Below are 17056 nucleotides of genomic sequence, written 5' to 3'. Positions count from 1 at the left end.
ATGCCGAACCTTTGTATATCGAAGCTTTAGCGATGAGAAAACGCCTGCTGGGGGATGAACACCCTAATGTGGCAACTAGCCTGAACAATTTGGCACTCCTCTACAAATCACAGGGAAGGTACAGCAATGCCGAACCTTTGTACATCGAAGCTTTGGAGATTGCTGAAAAACGTTTGGGAGCAAATCATCCTGATACAATAACTTACCGTGAAAATCTGGAAGCCTTGCGGCAAAATCGTCAGCCTTAATTCAGGAGAATGGTTACTTTTGTCTGGCGTTGGTTTCAGTAATTTAGATAATCTGCACCGGCTACATTACCCGCCTGGGATTCAAATCCCAGTCTAATAAGTAGGCAAGATAATTAATTACACAATGTCATTGCAAATGCAGTGAAGCAAAATAGTGCGATCGCACAACCTAAAACTACTTCTCTACGGTATGCTTTGCGAAGGGTGCGATCGCAATAACTGTAAATTATTTTTGTTTATTTACTTAATGAGCCTCTGAACTCCGTCAACGAGTATTTTATCTCCGTCAACGAGTATTTTATCTCCGTCAACGAGTATTTTAGCTCCGTTAACGAGTATTTTATCTCCGTCAACGAGTCTTTTAGCTCCGTCAACGAGTATTTTATCTCCGTCAACGAGTATTTTAGCTCCGTCAACGAGTATTTTATCTCCGTCAACGAGTCTTTTTGCTCCATTAAAGAGGCTTTTATACTCGTGAATGCTTTTTTATGCTAGTAGAGCGATCGCAATCATATCATCTGCGGTTAAACACAAATTAATTGCGATCGCAAGGGAGTATCCCAATGAAAACAAATTTATTAAATAGATTGTCATTGCTAATGAAGCAAAGCAGAATGTTGGCGGAGCGTCTCGTAGAGAAGCAATCACAGTATCTAGACTTTGTGATTGCTTCGCTCCATTTCATTACGCTGGCAATGATAGCTTATGTTTTTACATATCTGGGCTGCTTGCGATCGCACCGTGGCAATCTCAAACCCTTTTCAGTTCTTTACTCTTCAATATTTATTTCGCTGACTATAACCCTGCAAACCACTCATAGCCCTGATCCTCCCAATAGCCTTTAAGAGGTAACAAATTGCTGACGAATGTAATTTGAGTCACCCACTTGCTTTGTTTGTAGCCCAGTTTAACTGGGGATGCCAAACGCATGGGCGCACCATTGTCAACTGATAACGGTTGTCCATTCTTTTGATAAGCCATGAGGGTTTGCGGATGGACAGCAGAGGCGAGATCCCAGCTTTCATAATAGCCATCAGCAGATTTAAAGTAGACATAACGGACATTTGACTTCGGCTGTACCAGCGCTACCAAGTCTCGCAATGGCACGCCTCCCCATTGAACGATCGCAGCCCAGCCTTCAACACAGATATGGCGAATTACCATTGAACTCAAGGGAAATTTTTGAATATCTGCCATACTCAATTGCATTGGGTTACTAACCTCGCCATCAATCTTTAGGCGAAACTGCGCCGGATCGATTTGCGGCGTGAAGTCAAAGGTATTAATCAGCAATTTATCTGCTTCTATGGCACTGACAGGAAATTCTGGAACTGGTTTTTGACTTAACAATAGTGCTTCCAGACGTTGGTTTAGCGGCTCAGATATTTGCCGCAGATTATCTGAGAACAAATTTGTCCCACAACCACCTAAAAGAAAGCCTACCCCTGAAAGTCCAGATAGTTGTAGTAATTGGCGACGAGATAGGGTGCGTTTGGGAAGAATCAGACTCATATTACCTCTACACAAACATAGACTTAACTAGACGGATGCTTCCTACCTTCAGGGCAAGTAAGGAATGAGCAATTGTAAACAGTATGACTGTGGGAACAGTGATAAAGTGAACAGTGCGGAGAGTTTGCCAACTACCAAATAGCCCCGAAAGCCAATGCAGTTGCGCAGGTTTGTACATTGCCAAACCACTCAATATTGCCAGAAGCAACACGGGAATGATAGCAGTATAAACTAGCCGATGCCATGCGTAATTTTTGCGCTTTGGGTTCTGGCTGACTTGCAATGCTTTTAAATCACCGCCATCGGCAAAGCGACGCTGCCAACGACGGGTTATAAAGATATAGATTCCATACCAAAGTAAATTTAGTGAAAATAGCCACATAGCAGTGAAATGCCAGTTTCTGCCACCCCCAAGCCAACCTCCCAGCAACAGAAAATCGGGAAAATGCCAACCTTCACGCCCGCCAAATACTGGATTAGCATTATATATTTGCAATCCGCTAGCGATCATCAACATGAGGCTGATGATATTAATCCAGTGAAAGGTCTTTGAAAGTAAAGTCTGACTTGGTGTTGAACGGGCTTTACGTTTAGATGAAACCATGATAATCCGTAATTCGTAATTCGTAGTTAAAAGTGCATAGATAAGTCAGTTTTATCTGAAATAAAGATAATACGCATTTTTTATTTTCCATAACTAAAATTAGTTGCCCTGTTCTCTAATTACGAATTACGAATTATATCGGTTGAGTAGGAAACAAGGGAGCTAGCCAAAGTTGTATCTGAACATCCCAACCGAGAAGAATAGCAATTGCTGTCGCTGCGATCGCAACACCACCCACGCGCTGTAACACTGCACTATGGCGACGGACATTGAGGATGCGTTTGCTAAGTACTCGCCCACCGTAGGCGATCGCTAATAAAGGCAAACCTGCTCCGATTCCATAAACAATCAGCAGCCAAAATGCACCTGCGACTTGATGATTAACTGCCGCTAAGACTAAGATTCCTCCCAAAACTGGCCCAGCACAGGGAGTCCATAAAAGCCCCAACTGAGTCCCTAACCAGAATTCTCCCATAAGTCCGATTCGTGGGGGTTTCTTAGCCCAATTAGCAATGGGAATATAAGTAAATATTCGGTAACTCCAGGTGGGGAAAATTGCGAGTAATCCTAAAAATAAAAGAAGCGCGATCGCAGAATTCCGTAATAAGTTAGCCAAACCCGTAAACCAGCTTGCTGTTACACCTAGTAAACTACCTGCTAGTGCAAAACCAGCGATTAATCCCCCCACCAGCGCGACTGGCCCGTAAGTATGCGATTGGAGCGATCGGCCTAATAGCACTGGTAAAATCGGTAAAACACAGGGTGAAAGGACATTCAAAACTCCCCCGAACAAAGCCAGACTAATTGATAAAGTAGAAGTCGTCATAATTCCTTCTACCCCAATAGCTGGCGGATAGTTTGCTCTGTTTTTTCGTATGCTCCTTCACCAATATGGTCATATTGTAGTAAACCCTGGCGATCGGCTAGAAATAGATGGGGCCAATACTGATTTTCGTAGGCGTTCCAAGTTTTATATTCGTTATCCACTGGAACCGGATAAGTAATTTGGTGTTTTTGTAACGCCTTTTTTATATTGTTCGGATCTCGCTCAAAAGCAAACTCTGGTGTGTGGATACCAATCACCTTGAGTCCCTGCGCCTCATACTGCCGATGCCATTTAGTAATGTAGGGCAGGGTACGTTGACAGTTAATACAAGCAAAAGTCCAAAACTGGATCAAAATAACACTGCCTTTGAGATCGGCGATCGCCAAAGGAGTAGAATTAAGCCACTCACTGATACCCTGAAACTCTGGTAAACTCTTACCTGCCGGAGTTTTCACAATAGTTTCCGAGTCTTGCGTATTATTACTTGTTGCCGGAGAGATAGAAGGGGCATTCACTTTTTTGAAGTTGGAAAGTGTTGTGGCTGCACCGATTCCGACAACCCCTAAGCCAATATAAAAAAGTAACTGACGACGGTGGAGCAGGTTGTGATTCATCAGAATTTCTCCTGTTGATGTCAAAGCGCCAAAGTGTAGGGATTGGCTTAAGATTTTCCTGGTAAACAGCCCCTAATCTTACAAGAAAAGTGAGATCAAGGGTGTGGCTAGGGTTTGGTGGAAGCCGGGGATTGCTTCATAGCATCGCCAGCTTTGTCTTTGCTCATCGCGTCACCAGCCTTATCTTTACCCATCGCATCTTTGCCCATAGCACCGCCAGCTTTATCTTTGCTCATCGCGTCACCAGCCTTATCTTTACCCATCGCATCTTTGCCCATAGCACCGCCAGCTTTGTCTTTGCCCATCGCATCTTTGCCCATAGCGTCACCAGCTTTGTCTTTGCCCATCGCATCTTTGCCCATCGCACCGCCAGCTTTGTCTTTACCCATTGCATCTTTGCCCATCGCAGGAGAGGCTTCAGGGGCAATTTGATTGTTGCTTGCAGGACTGCTAGAGCAAGCAGTGAGACTAGCGGTTAAACTTAAACCAGCAATTAAACAAAGTATTTTCCAGTTCATAGTCTTTTTTCGTCCTTTGGATAGTTCTTTTTGTATTGATTGACTGAGGGAAATTAGAGCTACAGCAAATTATTAAAGGCTATTGAGGTAAAAAAGATGCCTTTTTTATATGAGGATTTCATCAAACTTTTGCTACTGACATTTGATTTATCCCCAACATCCAAAGTATCTCTATGGGGACTGAGAGCTTATTGAAACTAAGCCATGATTTTCATAAATTTATCCCTTGAGAAAATTCAGTTCATTCTCAGCATTTTCTCAGGTATTCATGGTAGTTCAAAGCAGAACCTAATTTAGGTATATATTATCTCAGCAAAACCTCATGCTGAATTGCATGAGCTATGTGAACTTTAGAACATGCAAAAATTGGTGCTTAAGACTTGATATAAAATATTTACGGCAGCAAGCTAAGTAACCAAATTTTCTTTTGTAATATTTTGTTAATGAAGAATATCTGCGCTTTAACGATCCTGATACTAATCTATGGGCAACAGAGAAACAAAGCGACTTTTAGAGGATGTCTGAAAAGTTTTTTGTATACACCGAATGCTTAGAGATCCCCCTAAATCCACGCCACATGCTCCACTTGGGGAGACCCCAAGACCGCAGTGGCTCCCCTTTTTAAGGGGGACTTTAACACTCTTATTCCCCCTTTTTCAAGGGGGGTTAGGGGGGATCAATAAATATTTGATACTTCTCAGACATCCTCTTAGAAAATTTTAGAAATCTATATAAATCTGACCATCATGCCAGCGCTAACTAGCGATTAGGGTGGGCAATGTTACCCACCCTCACACTCTAACTTGCTACTGCTTCAGCAGGGGCTGCTTTCACAGCAGTTATGGGTAAATAAACACTAACTTTTTTACGGGTTTTGCCTTTTCTTTCAAACATTACAACACCGTCGATTAAGGCAAACAGAGTGTCATCGCTACCAATACCGACGTTATTACCAGGATGGAATTTAGTACCGCGCTGACGCACGAGAATGTTTCCTGCACGCACAACTTGACCGCCATAGCGCTTGACACCCAGACGTTGGGCGTTAGAATCACGACCGTTACGTGTACTACCTGTTCCTTTCTTATGAGCCATGATGTCCTCTTTTGTATCTACTTCTTTTTATTATTCAGCAGCGACTTCAACTTCTTCAGCAGGAGTCTCATCTAAAACGGGGCTTTCCTTCTCCGCTTCTCCTTGGGCCACAAACACTTCACCGTTAAGGGTGATGGAGTCAATCATAAGTCTGGTAACTTCCTGACGATGCCCCCGTTTTTTGCGGGTTTTCTTTTTCGGCTTCATCTTGTATACCAAGACTTTACGACCTCTGTAATGTCGCATTACAGTCCCTTCTACAGTCGCACCTGTCACTAGTGGCTGTCCAATGCTGACTTCGCCATCGTGCTGCACGAGTAATACGTAGTCTATTGTAACTTTTTCATCTGGTTCGATCGGAAGCAGTTCAATATCGTAAAACCGCCCTGGCTCTACTCGTATTTGTTTGCCGCCAGTTTCAATAATTGCGTAGGTCATTAAATTGTCCTTGAGGTTGCCGTACAGGTAGCTGGTTTTGATCTCTTGTAGAGAGGTTTTTGCCAGCCTTTGTAATATGTCTACCTGATCCGAGCAGGAATTAGACAGACAATCTAATATCCTATTTTATTGATAGGTGCTAAGTCAAGTTTTTATTTGGCAGAATTTGTGATGGCGATCGCTTACCCAAAAATCAGAATTCATGCTTATTATTTCAATAATGCTTCCATCTTAGGGCTGACTTTTATAAACTAGTAGAAATATTTTAGACTCAAACTTATAGTTTCTTGTCAATATCCACACATTTTTCTTATTTATTTTAAAATTAAAATTACGCGACTAATCTAATAGTTCTTAACAGAATTTAGGGAATCGAAAAAATCAAATTATTACATTCAAACCTGATATTTAAAACAGGAGATGGATTCTCATGACACAGCTAAATGCTACCCGACTTTTTCAAGCTGTAAAACAAGATCAAGCATTACAGCAAAGACTCAAAGCGACAGCCGATCCAAAAGCCTTCATCAAGATTGCGAAAGAGCGTGGCTATGACTTCACGGCTGATGAACTGGACAATGAAATCAACAAGTTATCTGAAGAAGATTTAGCCGCCATCGTTAATCCAGGATGGGGGACTAGACGACACATTAATCCTAGATAATTCCTATTCTAAGAAACTGAAAGTATAGGAATAACTGAATCGATAACTTTTGCTCCTCAAGGGATAGCGTTGTATCATCTTCCTAGAGGAGCATTTATATTAGAAGATGTTTGAAAAGTCCTCTTTTCGGTATCAAAAGTTTTAGATCCCTCTAAATCCACGCCACTTGCTTCACTTGGGGTCTCGCCAAGTGAAGCAAGTGGCTCCCCTTAAAAAGGGAGACTTTGATTCCGGTTCCCCCCTTTTTAAGGGGGGTTAGGGGGGATCTAAAAGTGCCTAAAATCACAGCAAAACACTTGTTCATTCAACCTCTTAAACTAAGCAACTTTGCTTCCCATCTCGCCACCTGCTTAACTCATGAGTTAGGATGACTATATTTTAATCAGGTGATATGGAAAGAATAGAAGTTGAGCAAAGAACTATTTTAATTGGTTTGGCAGGTAGCCACGGCTATGGTTTAAATCGTCCTGATTCAGACTTTGATTATCGGGGAGTCTTTATTGCACCCAAAAGGTACTATTTGGGATTTGATCGCATCGAACAAAAAGATACTGGTTGGGATGAACCAGGAATATTTCCATTCATTGATGGGAACAAAGACACAGTTATATATGAATTAAGAAAAATCCTCCAGTTATTAGCGGGTGCGAATCCTAATGTTTTAGAATTGCTCTGGTTAAATAACTATCCTTTTGTCAACGCAGTTGGACAACATTTAATTAATCATAAGCAGCTATTTTTGAGTAAGAAGGTAAAACATACTTACACTGGTTATGCCTTTGCTCAAATCAAAAAGATGGAAACTCATCGTAAATGGTTATTAAAGCCACCGCAAAAAAAACCAATACCATCTGACTTTGCCATAGAGGACGAAGCACCCCTCAGTAAAGATGAGCTAAATGCTTTTCTGGAATATCTTTATAACTTAATCAGAGGGCGGATTGAGTTTTTGGAAGAAGCGGAGCAGTTATACCAATTGTTAACAGCAGATATTGATTTTAAAGGAGTGTTAAAACAATATACTTTACCTGATGAAACTTTAGAATATACTCAAAAGTTAACCAATAGCCGTAAAGATTTTATCCGCCTGCTTCAGAAAAGCCAAAGTTATCAAATAGCTTTAAGAGAATGGAAAGCTTACTTATCTTGGCAGGAAAATAGAAATCCGGCTAGGGCAGAAATGGAAAGACAGTCGGGTTTTGACCTTAAACATGGGATGCACTGCATTAGATTGTTACGCAGTGGAGTAGAAATATTGCGACAAGGTGAAGTGATTGTAGATAGAAGAATAGCTGGTGATGTTGAGGATTTAAAGGCTATTTTAAAGGGTGAGTATTCTTATGAGCAGGTGATGAAAATGGCAGAAGATTTGGTTGCTGAAATGGAAACTGTTTATGAACAGTCTGCTCTACCTCATAAACCTGATTTGGAGCAAATTAATGAATTGTGTATGGAATTAGTAGAAATGCAAAATTGGTAAATTAAAAAGTTATGTGTAAAAAGAATCATAAGCGTCAAGACGAACCTTGGAATAATACATTAAGTAATCGATAAGACATTATATTGAGACTGTATTTACTGCGATTACTTGTGTTTTTTCAAAGTCAATTCATGCAGTAACTTATGATGAGTTTTTACTGAAGATAGAAGCATTTATTTCTGCTTTTACTTTGCAGTAAAAATTTATACATTAAGTCATTTTTTAGACTGTTATAAAATACACAAATTTTTTGATTCAGTCGGGTCTTGTGGTTGCGCTACGCGCAACCACACACCTCGTTGCCTGCTATCGCATTCCTCTCAAGATGCTTTTCACGCGGAGCCTGAATAACCTGCAACTTTGGTTACTAATATAAGCCTATAAATAATATAATTAGTCACTGCGTAAGGTAAGTACATAGTTAGAGGTTAACCAAATTCATGAAATCATTTTTTTCTTCTCAATCTTCTAAATTCTATCTACTGATGACTCTTTGTACATTTGGTGTATCAGTATTTAGTATTCCTGCGTTAGCATCTCCCGATGAGGTTTGCATGAAAACATCATCGGGTCAAGTTGTCTGTGGAAAACCTGTACAAAGCCCAAATTCAAGTTCCCAGCAACCTGATAGTGATAAGACAATTCAAACTGAAACACTTTATTCTTTTATCGCGGAACTAAAATTCTGTGCAAGAAAAATGAAGATAGTTAGTTGTACCTTTTCTCTAAGCAGTAATGTAGATCAAGCTTACGGGTCGAACATGCTTAATTCTAGAATGGTAGACTCGGAAGGTAATGAATATCGTCCCAGTAGACTTCAAATCGGAAAGAATATTGCTGGAAGTAATGGCTCTATAAATATGAATCTTGTAAAAGACATAAAGTATAAGGCTATTATTGATATTGCGGAAGTACCCACTTCAACTCCTTATATCAGTTTATTAGAAATACACGTTGCTTATAACGGAGTGTTTAAATTTCGGAATATCCCTATTATTAATCCTGACGGTTCATTTGCTCCCGTTCCTGATACGCCAAAACCTCGCGTTTCACAACCATCATCAAATAATAATTCTATTCCTAAACCCAAAGTTTGCTTACCTATTGTAGGTTGCTTGTAATATCAATACATCTAAGCCAATTGCAGAAATGCTTGTAAAGACGAATTTTGCAATTGGCTCAATCAACTATCTATTAATTTTCTGGCGTTGCATAAATGCGGGATGAATTGGCAGGTGAAACCATTGATAATTAGTTTTAAATTGAGCGAAATCATCCCATGATTCAGCAACGCCAATTTTCTTAATTAACCAAGATTGGAAAAGACGTTCCATAAAATCTTGATTTTTTATAAAGAAACGTGAATTCGACGGGTTGAAAAAGGAGCTATACGACTTACGCAAAACCGAACATTGTAGGGGCAATTCATGAATTGCCCCTACCTAGAAATTAGGGTTTCAGTTATTGTTACGTAAGTCCTGAATTACTTCCTTTCTGGATGCGCTACATCTTCTGGTGAAGGATTACCCATCTGATTAATTGTGGCAATCATCTGATACAAGCGCCCTAAATCGCGTTGATTGAAGTACAAAATGAGGCGGGGCAGTTCAGCAGTTTCATCTTGTGCTTCTTGAGGTAATGCCTGACTTTTTTCAATCTGTCCTTTAACAAGAATGTCACTGAAATCAGCATTGAGTTGCTTTACAAGAACGTCTGATATATCTGTCTTCAAACGAATAACTAACTGATTACTGACATAACGACAGGAGTGATAAACTTGGTAAAAACAAGTGATGGCATTACAAGCGACATCCAGGTTATCTGTCACCGTGTAAAGGCTAGGGTCTTCAGGACTGACAAGACCATTTTCCACTAATTGCTGATCAATATATTTGCTCCAAGAGCGCCAATAATCACCACCAGGGCGATCGATTAAAACCAGAGGGACTGGGCCAAATTTCCCATTCTGGGTTAATGTCATACATTCAAAAGCTTCGTCTTGAGTGCCAAAGCCTCCCGGAAATAAGGCTATAGCATCACTTTCTTTGAGGAGAAACAGCTTGCGGGTAAAGAAATATTTGAAGTTAATTAGCTTGGGATCGCCCTCTATAAAAGGGTTTGCTTCCTGTTCAAAGGGTAACTGAATATTTAATCCAAAGGAATTTTCTCGCCCAGCGCCTTCGTTACCCGCCTGCATGATTCCACCGCCGCCGCCTGTCATCACCATAAATCCTAATTGAGAAATAGTACGAGCAAACTCAAGGGCTATTTGGTACTCTGGTCTATCTGGTGCTAGACGAGCAGAACCGAAGATGGTGACTTTGCGAACGTGTCGGTAATCATAAAATAGCTGGAAACCGCGTTCCATATCTGCTAACGCAGCCGACAATATTTTCCAGTCAAGACGCTCAATCTCGGTATCAGCTAGACGAACAATGGTAGCAAGTGCTTGCTGAATAAGTTGCCGATTTTTTAATGTCGGTAAACGAGCGATCAATTCAGCGATATCCGCCTGTAAAGACTCTAATGTGTCAAATGACGCAGATGAAGTCATGAGAACTGCTGCAACAATGGCATTATATTCTACGTGAATGACTCACACTCTAGCAAGCGGGATACAGCCCTGTGATGTACGTTTACAATCTGTCCTCTGTGTCTGGAGTGTTTTGTTTATTTGGATATTTGATAAGCTTTAACAAAATAACAGTTAAAAAATCTAACAATTTTAGTAAACATACTCACTACATTTGCCACCCTTGTATTTTTAGGTAAATGTAGGTTTTTGGATATTTGTAAAGTGTGGGGGAGTCTAGCAGATGAAGATATTGGTACTGAGTTGGGAGTTTCCGCCAAGGATTGTTGGGGGAATTGCGCGACATGTAGCGGAGTTGTATCCAGAACTGGTAAAGCTGGGGCATGAAATCCACCTGATTACAGCCGAATTTGGTCAGGCATCAATGTATGAGGTGGTTGAGGGAGTGAAGGTACATCGCGTGCCAGTGGCATATAGTAACGACTTTTTCCACTGGGTAGTCAATCTCAACCTGAGTATGGGACATCACGGTGGTAAGTTGATTTTAGAGGAAGGGCTGTTTGATTTAATTCATGCCCATGACTGGTTAGTAGGAGATGCTGCGATCGCTCTCAAGCATAGTTTTAAAATACCACTAGTTGCCACAATTCATGCTACCGAATACGGACGCTATAACGGTATTCACACAGATATCCAAGGCTATATAAACGGCAAAGAAAACTTGCTGGCTTTCAACGCTTGGCGAATTATCGTTTGTAGCGATTATATGCGCCAAGAAGTAGAACGAGCATTACAAAGCCCTTGGGACAAAATCGATGTCATTTATAACGGTATCCGAGCCGAAAAAAAACAGCATCACGTAGATTTTCATGCGCTGGATTTTCGCCGCCAATTTGCCACAGACAATGAGAAAATAGTTTATTACCTTGGTCGCATGACTTACGAAAAGGGTGTACCGATATTACTTAATGCTGCACCCAAGATCCTTTTAGAAATGGGAGGTAATGTTAAATTTGTCATCGTTGGTGGCGGCAATACTGACCATCTCAAGCGCCAAGCCTGGAATTTAGGAATTTGGCATCATTGCTATTTTACCGGTTTTCTCTCCGATGATTACCTAGATAAATTCCAAACTGTCGCTGATTGTGCTGTGTTTCCCAGCCTTTACGAACCCTTTGGAATTGTCGCTTTAGAAAGCTTTGCTTCCCGTGTTCCCGTAGTAGTTTCTGATACTGGTGGTTTTCCTGAAGTAGTGCAACATACCAAAACAGGTATTGTGACTTGGGTGAATAATCCCGATTCTTTAGCTTGGGGAATTTTGGAAGTTTTGAAAAATCTAGGTTATCGGCAATGGCTGGTGGATAATGCTTATGAGGATTTAGAGCGCCGCTTTAGCTGGCCAAAATTAGCTAGGCAAACTGAAGAAGTATATCAGCGAGTTGTGCAGGAGCGATCGCAAATTGCCTGGTAAAGAACTTCCCATATCCAGATTTATCACCTGATAGAATTCACAAAAAAGCGATCGCTCTTTTTCAGCAAAGACAAAAGTGCGATCGCTACTTATATTTATTATGTCGGGGCAGACACCTTACCCATCTAAAATCTAAATATCCTGTTCGCTCAACTCACGTGTGATGTGATCGAATGGTTCATCCACAAAAGCAGTATTAACCACACCTGCTGCTGCCACTTGTTCCTTAATCAGATCCTTGAGAATCTGGATACCGCGAACGGTAGGCCCAATAGGCACTCCTAAAGAATTGTAAGTTTCCCGCAGCCCTTGTAGCACTCGTTCATCCAACACATTCGTATTTCCAGCAACCAGTGCATAGGTGGCGTAGCGCAGATAGTAGTCCATATCCCGCAGACAAGCTGCATAACGGCGAGTTGTATAAGCATTCCCACCAGGACGAATCAATTCTGGCAGTTCTTCAAATAACTTCAAACCAGCCTGCTTGACAAGTGCAGCCGCATTAGAATTTATCGCCGCCGCCGCTTGGACTCGGACAGTACCACTGTCAAAGTAAGACTTCAGGCTATCAATCGCATTCCGGTCAAAATACCGACCAGCTAAGTCATAATTCTTAATTAAACTTGTTACCGCATCGCGCATTCTTTTTTCTCCCAATCCTTTCTATTTATGGTTTGATATTTATTTGGCTGCACTTATGCACCAGTAAATTTTTGTGCTATTTAAAATAGATTCGGCACAAAAACAATCTATCCACTATTTAAGGATTCTATGCCAAAGTTGACCCCTATATGATGAACTTTCCAGTTTTGTACAGATGATCGCTGAAAGGTTAATATAACCTGATAATCTAGATATCTGTAACATAAGCTACAAAATCCTCCAATGTCTACTATTTAAGATATTTCTGGTGTGTCACGGTCTGATTGAGATCAGCAGGGTTAGGATGCTTTGGAAGAAAGATTCTGGTTTACTTTAGGAAATTGGTAGAGAAGGAGTAACAATGACAACACCAAAAGAACTCTTGAAGAGAATTCAAGATGAAAAAATTCAACTGATTGATCTCAAATTCATCGATACAGTAGGAACTTGGCAGCACCTCACACTGTTCCAAGACCAAATCGATGAGACTGCATTCACTGATGGCGTACCGTTTGACGGTTCCAGCATCAGGGGTTGGAAAGCGATCAACGAATCGGACATGACGATGGTACTCGACCCCAACACTGCTTGGATCGACCCATTCATGGAAGTGCCAACACTAAGTATAATTTGTAGTATCAAAGACCCCCGCACAGGTGAACCGTATAACCGTTGTCCCCGCGTTATTGCCCAGAAAGCAATAGATTACCTGGTTTCCACTGGTCTTGGTGACACAGCCTTCTTTGGCCCTGAAGCTGAGTTCTTTATCTTTGACAGTGCTAGGTTTGCACAAACTGCTAACGAAGGCTACTACTTTTTAGATTCCGAAGAAGGTGCTTGGAATTCTGGGAAAGAGGGTACAGCCGAAAAACCCAATTTGGGTTACAAACCACGCTTCAAAGAAGGTTACTTCCCAGTTTCCCCAACAGATTCTTCCCAAGATATGCGGACAGAGATGCTGTTGATGATGGCAGAATTAGGTGTGCCTATTGAAAAGCATCACCATGAAGTTGCTACTGGTGGTCAGTGCGAACTAGGTTTTCGCTTTGGGAAGTTGATCGAAGCGGCTGACTGGTTGATGATTTACAAATATGTCATCAAGAACGTTGCCAAAAAACACGGTAAAACCGTTACCTTCATGCCAAAACCAATTTTTGGCGATAACGGTTCGGGAATGCACTGTCACCAGTCCATCTGGAAAAACGGACAACCTCTGTTTGCAGGTGATAAATATGCTGGTTTGAGCGATATGGCGTTGTACTACATTGGTGGTCTTCTCAAACACGCACCAGCGCTGTTAGCAATTACCAACCCTAGCACCAACTCATACAAGCGCTTAGTACCAGGTTATGAAGCTCCTGTTAACTTGGCTTACTCCGAAGGGAACCGTTCTGCTTCTATCCGTATTCCTCTATCTGGTAAGAACCCCAAAGCCAAGCGTTTAGAATTCCGTTGTCCAGATGCGACATCTAACCCCTACTTGGCATTTGCTGCAATGCTTTGTGCTGGTCTTGATGGCATCAAAAACAAAATCCATCCTGGTGAACCCTTAGATAAAAATATCTATGAACTCTCTCCAGAAGAACTGGCAAAGGTTCCCTCAACTCCAAGTTCTTTAGAACTGGCATTGCAAGCACTAGAAAACGATCACGCTTTCTTGACAGAATCAGGAGTATTCACGGAAGACTTTATCGAAAATTGGATTGACTACAAGCTTAACGAAGCCAAACAGTTGCAACTACGTCCTCATCCCTACGAATTTTATCTCTATTACGATGCTTAATTAAGGATCGTATCTAACTAAAATTAATCAGTTTCGCCACCCTAGAGTAAAGGGTGGCTTTTTTTTCCAGAGTTATCAGTTGAGATGTTCACTCAAAAAATCCAGCTTAAAACTCTTGAAACTTAGCTCATAGAAGCATGACTAGGCCCATAAATCATTCGAGTGCTAGCATCTACCTTCCCTTGAATTGGGTTCCAGTAGTGCGCTGCTTCTTCAGGAAGACCAAGTTCTTGTGCAGCCCGCATCAGTATTGATTGTTGGCGATTTTTAACTTGCTGATGTTCACGCACCATTAGCGCACGAGATTTATCTGCAATAGACATAACCATAGTCCTCTCTAAACTTTGTGAATATATAATTTTTTCTCACAATACTAATATAATAAAAATTCTGTAGCTTATGCTACTTTTTACATAAATTTATATTTGCTTCTGCTGACAATATGACGTACTTTTTCCCTAAACCTTTGATGGCTAAAATCATCTGACCGAAGAGGCAGGTAAGCAGGAACAGAGATTCTAGAATTCCCCTGCCTGATTCGATGGTTTCACCTTTATCTCACCTGGGAGCCTTTACCTTTCCAACAGGAGATAATTTTTTCGTTACAATAGTTTATATAAAAGTAATCAAAACTTAAGCTATTTTTATGCCTGAGAGTTTAACTAAGCTGACTTATCAAACCTTTCAGCAGGGCAAAAATTACTTTGGTCTGGCTCACAAAATATTAAGTTCACAGTTGAGGAACCTGGTGTATCCGACACTTGAACAAAAGACCAAACCCATCCCAAATGAGATTTTAGCCAAGCTTCAACAGAGATTGAACCAGCTGCTGGAGACAGACTGGCAAGATGCTCAAAAAAGTGTCTACCCGGAAAGTTTATTGTTTGATAATCCCTGGCAAGACTTTTTTTCCTACTATCCTCTAGTGTGGCTAGATTATGCTCAAATGTGGGAGCGGGTTAAACAACAGAATTACCAAGATTTTTCGCCCGAAATTGACACAGATGCTTATCCCAGCTACTACTTGCAGAACTTCCATCACCAAAGCAATGGCTATTTGAGTGACTTGTCAGCCAATTTATATGACTTACAAGTAGAAATTCTTTTTGGTGGGGCAGCTGATGCGATGCGGCGGCGAATTCTCGCTCCTCTCAAGGCAGGGCTGAAAGCAATTGATTCGGTTGCACCACGGCAAGCCCGTATTTTGGATGTAGCTTGTGGAACTGGGCGAACTTTGAAGTTAATTCGGGCAGCCCTGCCTCAAGCATCTCTGTTTGGCACAGATTTGTCACCAGCTTATTTGCGGAAAGCAAATGAACTACTATCCCAAATTCCGGGAGAACTACCGCAACTTTTGCAAGGTAATGTCGAAGAGTTACCTTATCTAGATGACTATTTTCATGCTGTAACTTCTGTTTTTCTCTTTCATGAGTTACCAGCATCTGTACGTCAAACAATTATTGAGCAATGCTTTCGGGTAACAAAACCAGGCGGAGTGTTTATTATCTGTGACTCAATTCAGTTGAATGATTCACCTGAGTTGGAATATATGATGGACTCTTTCCCTGAAACTTTCCATGAACCCTATTACAAGCATTACACCATTGATAACTTGGTAGAACGTTTACAGAGAGTAGGCTTTGAGAATATTGAGATGCAAGTCCATTTTATGAGCAAGTATTTTATTGCTCATAAGCCAGCTTGAGATAATACCTGTTCATTGCCTTTGCCCTAAGTAAACTTTAACTAAAAAGGGCAGATGCAAAATTTTGCATCTGCCCTTGGGTGTAAAATAATTAAAATGACTAAGATGATTTGAAAAACCAGATCCGTCGTAGGGGCAATTCATGAATTGCCCCTACGATACGGGTGTATTTACCATCAATAAAAAACCTGAAACGACGTGTTTACGTTAATTCACATCATAAGTCTTTTGTAAAGTTTGTAAGTCCTATTAGATGTGTTTTAGATTAACTGATAGCCTAAGTAACATCTATTTTTAGAGCCGTTGAGGATTGAGATGCAGAGCTTCCCAGGAATATGAGCAACAGTTATGTAGCTTTTGAGGAGTAGTTAATGCTGTTGATCAAGGCACTTAATTTGATTTGCATTTTGATCGCCAGAATTGAAACCAACTTTATGATATACAAAGCTTGCAGTTGAAATACTAAGCGATCGCTGAAGATTTTCGTGTGTCAACTGTATATATCTCTACCAGAAAAGCTGTGTTAAATATGTTAGCACAACATCGTGTTTTCTGGTACTTTGGTTCCTTTGAAAAAAAGGCATTACCCTGCGGTAGTTAAACCACAACATAAGGTATTTCTGAATTTTTGTGAACTTCCCTACGCCCACTACCGCGATGACGTGGCGCATCATCTGAAGCTTGTTCAGATTCCGCCGACAGCCACTGTTCCGAAGTAGACGTGGAAGGCAGCCCAGTTGATAAGTGATTGACCATTGCTTGGCAGTTAAAAGCTAAGGGGCCGAATACCAGACTCGATATTAAAAGTGAAATGGCAGCACGCATAGCAGATGTCTATTTTGGAACTCTCCACTTCACTAATACTTAGTTTTTTGATTAATATCCGGACAATTCATCAAAAAGTATTCTGTTTTACTGAAAAT

Annotated in this window: 20 protein-coding genes and 1 pseudogene; 8 read left to right on the top strand and 13 right to left on the bottom strand. The window is 41.0% G+C overall.

All coding sequences use genetic code 11. The annotated features are described in order from the left end of the window. Positions 1–248: tetratricopeptide repeat protein (locus V7K38_RS27210; protein WP_334862501.1), on the top strand; the 248-nt coding region annotated here is incomplete at its 5' end. A 486-nt stretch (positions 249–734) separates the two neighbouring features. On the opposite strand, the gene V7K38_RS27205 is transcribed toward V7K38_RS27210, so the two are convergent. The 8 genes from V7K38_RS27205 to rplU form a co-directional block, all read right to left on the bottom strand. Beyond that, the gene (locus V7K38_RS27205) at positions 735–896 is read right to left on the bottom strand and encodes a hypothetical protein (protein WP_334862499.1); all 162 of its coding nucleotides are present in this window, start codon (positions 894–896) and stop codon (positions 735–737) included. Between the two features lie 147 nt (positions 897–1043). Further along, on the bottom strand, positions 1044–1760 hold the full coding sequence (locus V7K38_RS27200; RefSeq protein ID WP_334862497.1) for a molybdopterin-dependent oxidoreductase: 717 nt from the start codon (positions 1758–1760) through the stop codon (positions 1044–1046). A gap of 7 nt (positions 1761–1767) precedes the next feature. Further along, positions 1768–2364 carry a cytochrome b/b6 domain-containing protein gene (locus V7K38_RS27195; protein ID WP_334862495.1) on the bottom strand — a complete coding sequence of 199 codons (597 nt, stop codon included), beginning with the start codon at positions 2362–2364 and terminating at the stop codon, positions 1768–1770. 133 nt (positions 2365–2497) lie between these two features. After that, positions 2498–3190 (bottom strand): cytochrome c biogenesis CcdA family protein, encoded by a 693-nt coding sequence (locus tag V7K38_RS27190; RefSeq protein WP_334862493.1) that lies wholly within the window; start codon positions 3188–3190, stop codon positions 2498–2500. Positions 3191–3198: 8 nt separating this feature from the next. Then, a complete protein-coding gene (locus V7K38_RS27185) occupies positions 3199–3804 on the bottom strand; it encodes a thioredoxin family protein (protein ID WP_334862491.1) in 606 nt (201 codons plus the stop codon). A gap of 107 nt (positions 3805–3911) precedes the next feature. Then, positions 3912–4322 (bottom strand): hypothetical protein, encoded by a 411-nt coding sequence (locus V7K38_RS27180; protein ID WP_334862489.1) that lies wholly within the window; start codon positions 4320–4322, stop codon positions 3912–3914. 798 nt (positions 4323–5120) lie between these two features. Continuing rightward, positions 5121–5417 carry a 50S ribosomal protein L27 gene (gene rpmA, locus V7K38_RS27175; protein WP_334862487.1) on the bottom strand — a complete coding sequence of 99 codons (297 nt, stop codon included), beginning with the start codon at positions 5415–5417 and terminating at the stop codon, positions 5121–5123. Positions 5418–5447: 30 nt separating this feature from the next. Then, positions 5448–5855, bottom strand: a complete 408-nt coding sequence (gene rplU, locus V7K38_RS27170; RefSeq protein ID WP_094329577.1) for a 50S ribosomal protein L21 — start codon at positions 5853–5855, stop codon at positions 5448–5450. 430 nt (positions 5856–6285) lie between these two features. On the opposite strand from rplU, the gene V7K38_RS27165 reads away from it, so the two are divergent. The 4 genes and pseudogenes from V7K38_RS27165 (at position 6286) to V7K38_RS27155 (ending at position 9120) form a co-directional block, all read left to right on the top strand. Next, positions 6286–6519 carry a Nif11-like leader peptide family natural product precursor gene (locus V7K38_RS27165; protein ID WP_334862485.1) on the top strand — a complete coding sequence of 78 codons (234 nt, stop codon included), beginning with the start codon at positions 6286–6288 and terminating at the stop codon, positions 6517–6519. Positions 6520–6910: 391 nt separating this feature from the next. Next, the gene (locus V7K38_RS27160) at positions 6911–7999 is read left to right on the top strand and encodes a nucleotidyltransferase domain-containing protein (protein ID WP_334862483.1); all 1089 of its coding nucleotides are present in this window, start codon (positions 6911–6913) and stop codon (positions 7997–7999) included. A gap of 5 nt (positions 8000–8004) precedes the next feature. Next, positions 8005–8198, top strand: a pseudogene (locus tag V7K38_RS29745) (IS982 family transposase); the annotation flags it as partial. 241 nt (positions 8199–8439) lie between these two features. Beyond that, positions 8440–9120, top strand: a complete 681-nt coding sequence (locus V7K38_RS27155) for a hypothetical protein (protein WP_334862481.1) — start codon at positions 8440–8442, stop codon at positions 9118–9120. A 66-nt stretch (positions 9121–9186) separates the two neighbouring features. On the opposite strand, the gene V7K38_RS27150 is transcribed toward V7K38_RS27155, so the two are convergent. Next, positions 9187–9333 carry a hypothetical protein gene (locus tag V7K38_RS27150; protein WP_334862479.1) on the bottom strand — a complete coding sequence of 49 codons (147 nt, stop codon included), beginning with the start codon at positions 9331–9333 and terminating at the stop codon, positions 9187–9189. Between the two features lie 149 nt (positions 9334–9482). Then, positions 9483–10553: an LOG family protein gene (locus V7K38_RS27145; RefSeq protein ID WP_334862477.1), complete on the bottom strand. Its 1071-nt coding sequence runs from the start codon at positions 10551–10553 to the stop codon at positions 9483–9485. 262 nt (positions 10554–10815) lie between these two features. On the opposite strand from V7K38_RS27145, the gene V7K38_RS27140 reads away from it, so the two are divergent. Further along, positions 10816–12003, top strand: coding sequence for a glycosyltransferase family 4 protein (locus V7K38_RS27140; protein WP_334862474.1), 1188 nt, complete (start codon positions 10816–10818; stop codon positions 12001–12003). Between the two features lie 132 nt (positions 12004–12135). On the opposite strand, the gene apcB is transcribed toward V7K38_RS27140, so the two are convergent. Next, positions 12136–12645 (bottom strand): allophycocyanin subunit beta, encoded by a 510-nt coding sequence (gene apcB / locus V7K38_RS27135; RefSeq protein WP_118161678.1) that lies wholly within the window; start codon positions 12643–12645, stop codon positions 12136–12138. A gap of 361 nt (positions 12646–13006) precedes the next feature. On the opposite strand from apcB, the gene glnA reads away from it, so the two are divergent. Then, positions 13007–14428 (top strand): type I glutamate--ammonia ligase, encoded by a 1422-nt coding sequence (gene glnA, locus V7K38_RS27130; RefSeq protein WP_334862468.1) that lies wholly within the window; start codon positions 13007–13009, stop codon positions 14426–14428. 122 nt (positions 14429–14550) lie between these two features. Here glnA and V7K38_RS27125 read toward each other — a convergent pair whose 3' ends face one another. Then, positions 14551–14751, bottom strand: coding sequence for a hypothetical protein (locus V7K38_RS27125; RefSeq protein ID WP_334862466.1), 201 nt, complete (start codon positions 14749–14751; stop codon positions 14551–14553). A gap of 323 nt (positions 14752–15074) precedes the next feature. Between V7K38_RS27125 and V7K38_RS27120 the strand changes: the two genes are divergently transcribed. Further along, positions 15075–16133, top strand: coding sequence for a class I SAM-dependent methyltransferase (locus V7K38_RS27120; RefSeq protein ID WP_334862464.1), 1059 nt, complete (start codon positions 15075–15077; stop codon positions 16131–16133). A gap of 597 nt (positions 16134–16730) precedes the next feature. On the opposite strand, the gene patX is transcribed toward V7K38_RS27120, so the two are convergent. Continuing rightward, a complete protein-coding gene (patX, locus tag V7K38_RS27115; protein ID WP_334862462.1) occupies positions 16731–16958 on the bottom strand; it encodes a heterocyst-inhibiting protein PatX in 228 nt (75 codons plus the stop codon). Positions 16959–17056: the final 98 nt, after the last annotated feature.

The sequence above is a fragment of the Nostoc sp. genome, from assembly GCF_036917465.1.
GTDB lineage: Bacteria > Cyanobacteriota > Cyanobacteriia > Cyanobacteriales > Nostocaceae > Nostoc.
Note: the sequence above shows the minus strand (reverse complement) of the source record. Positions and strands in the feature narration are given on the sequence as shown.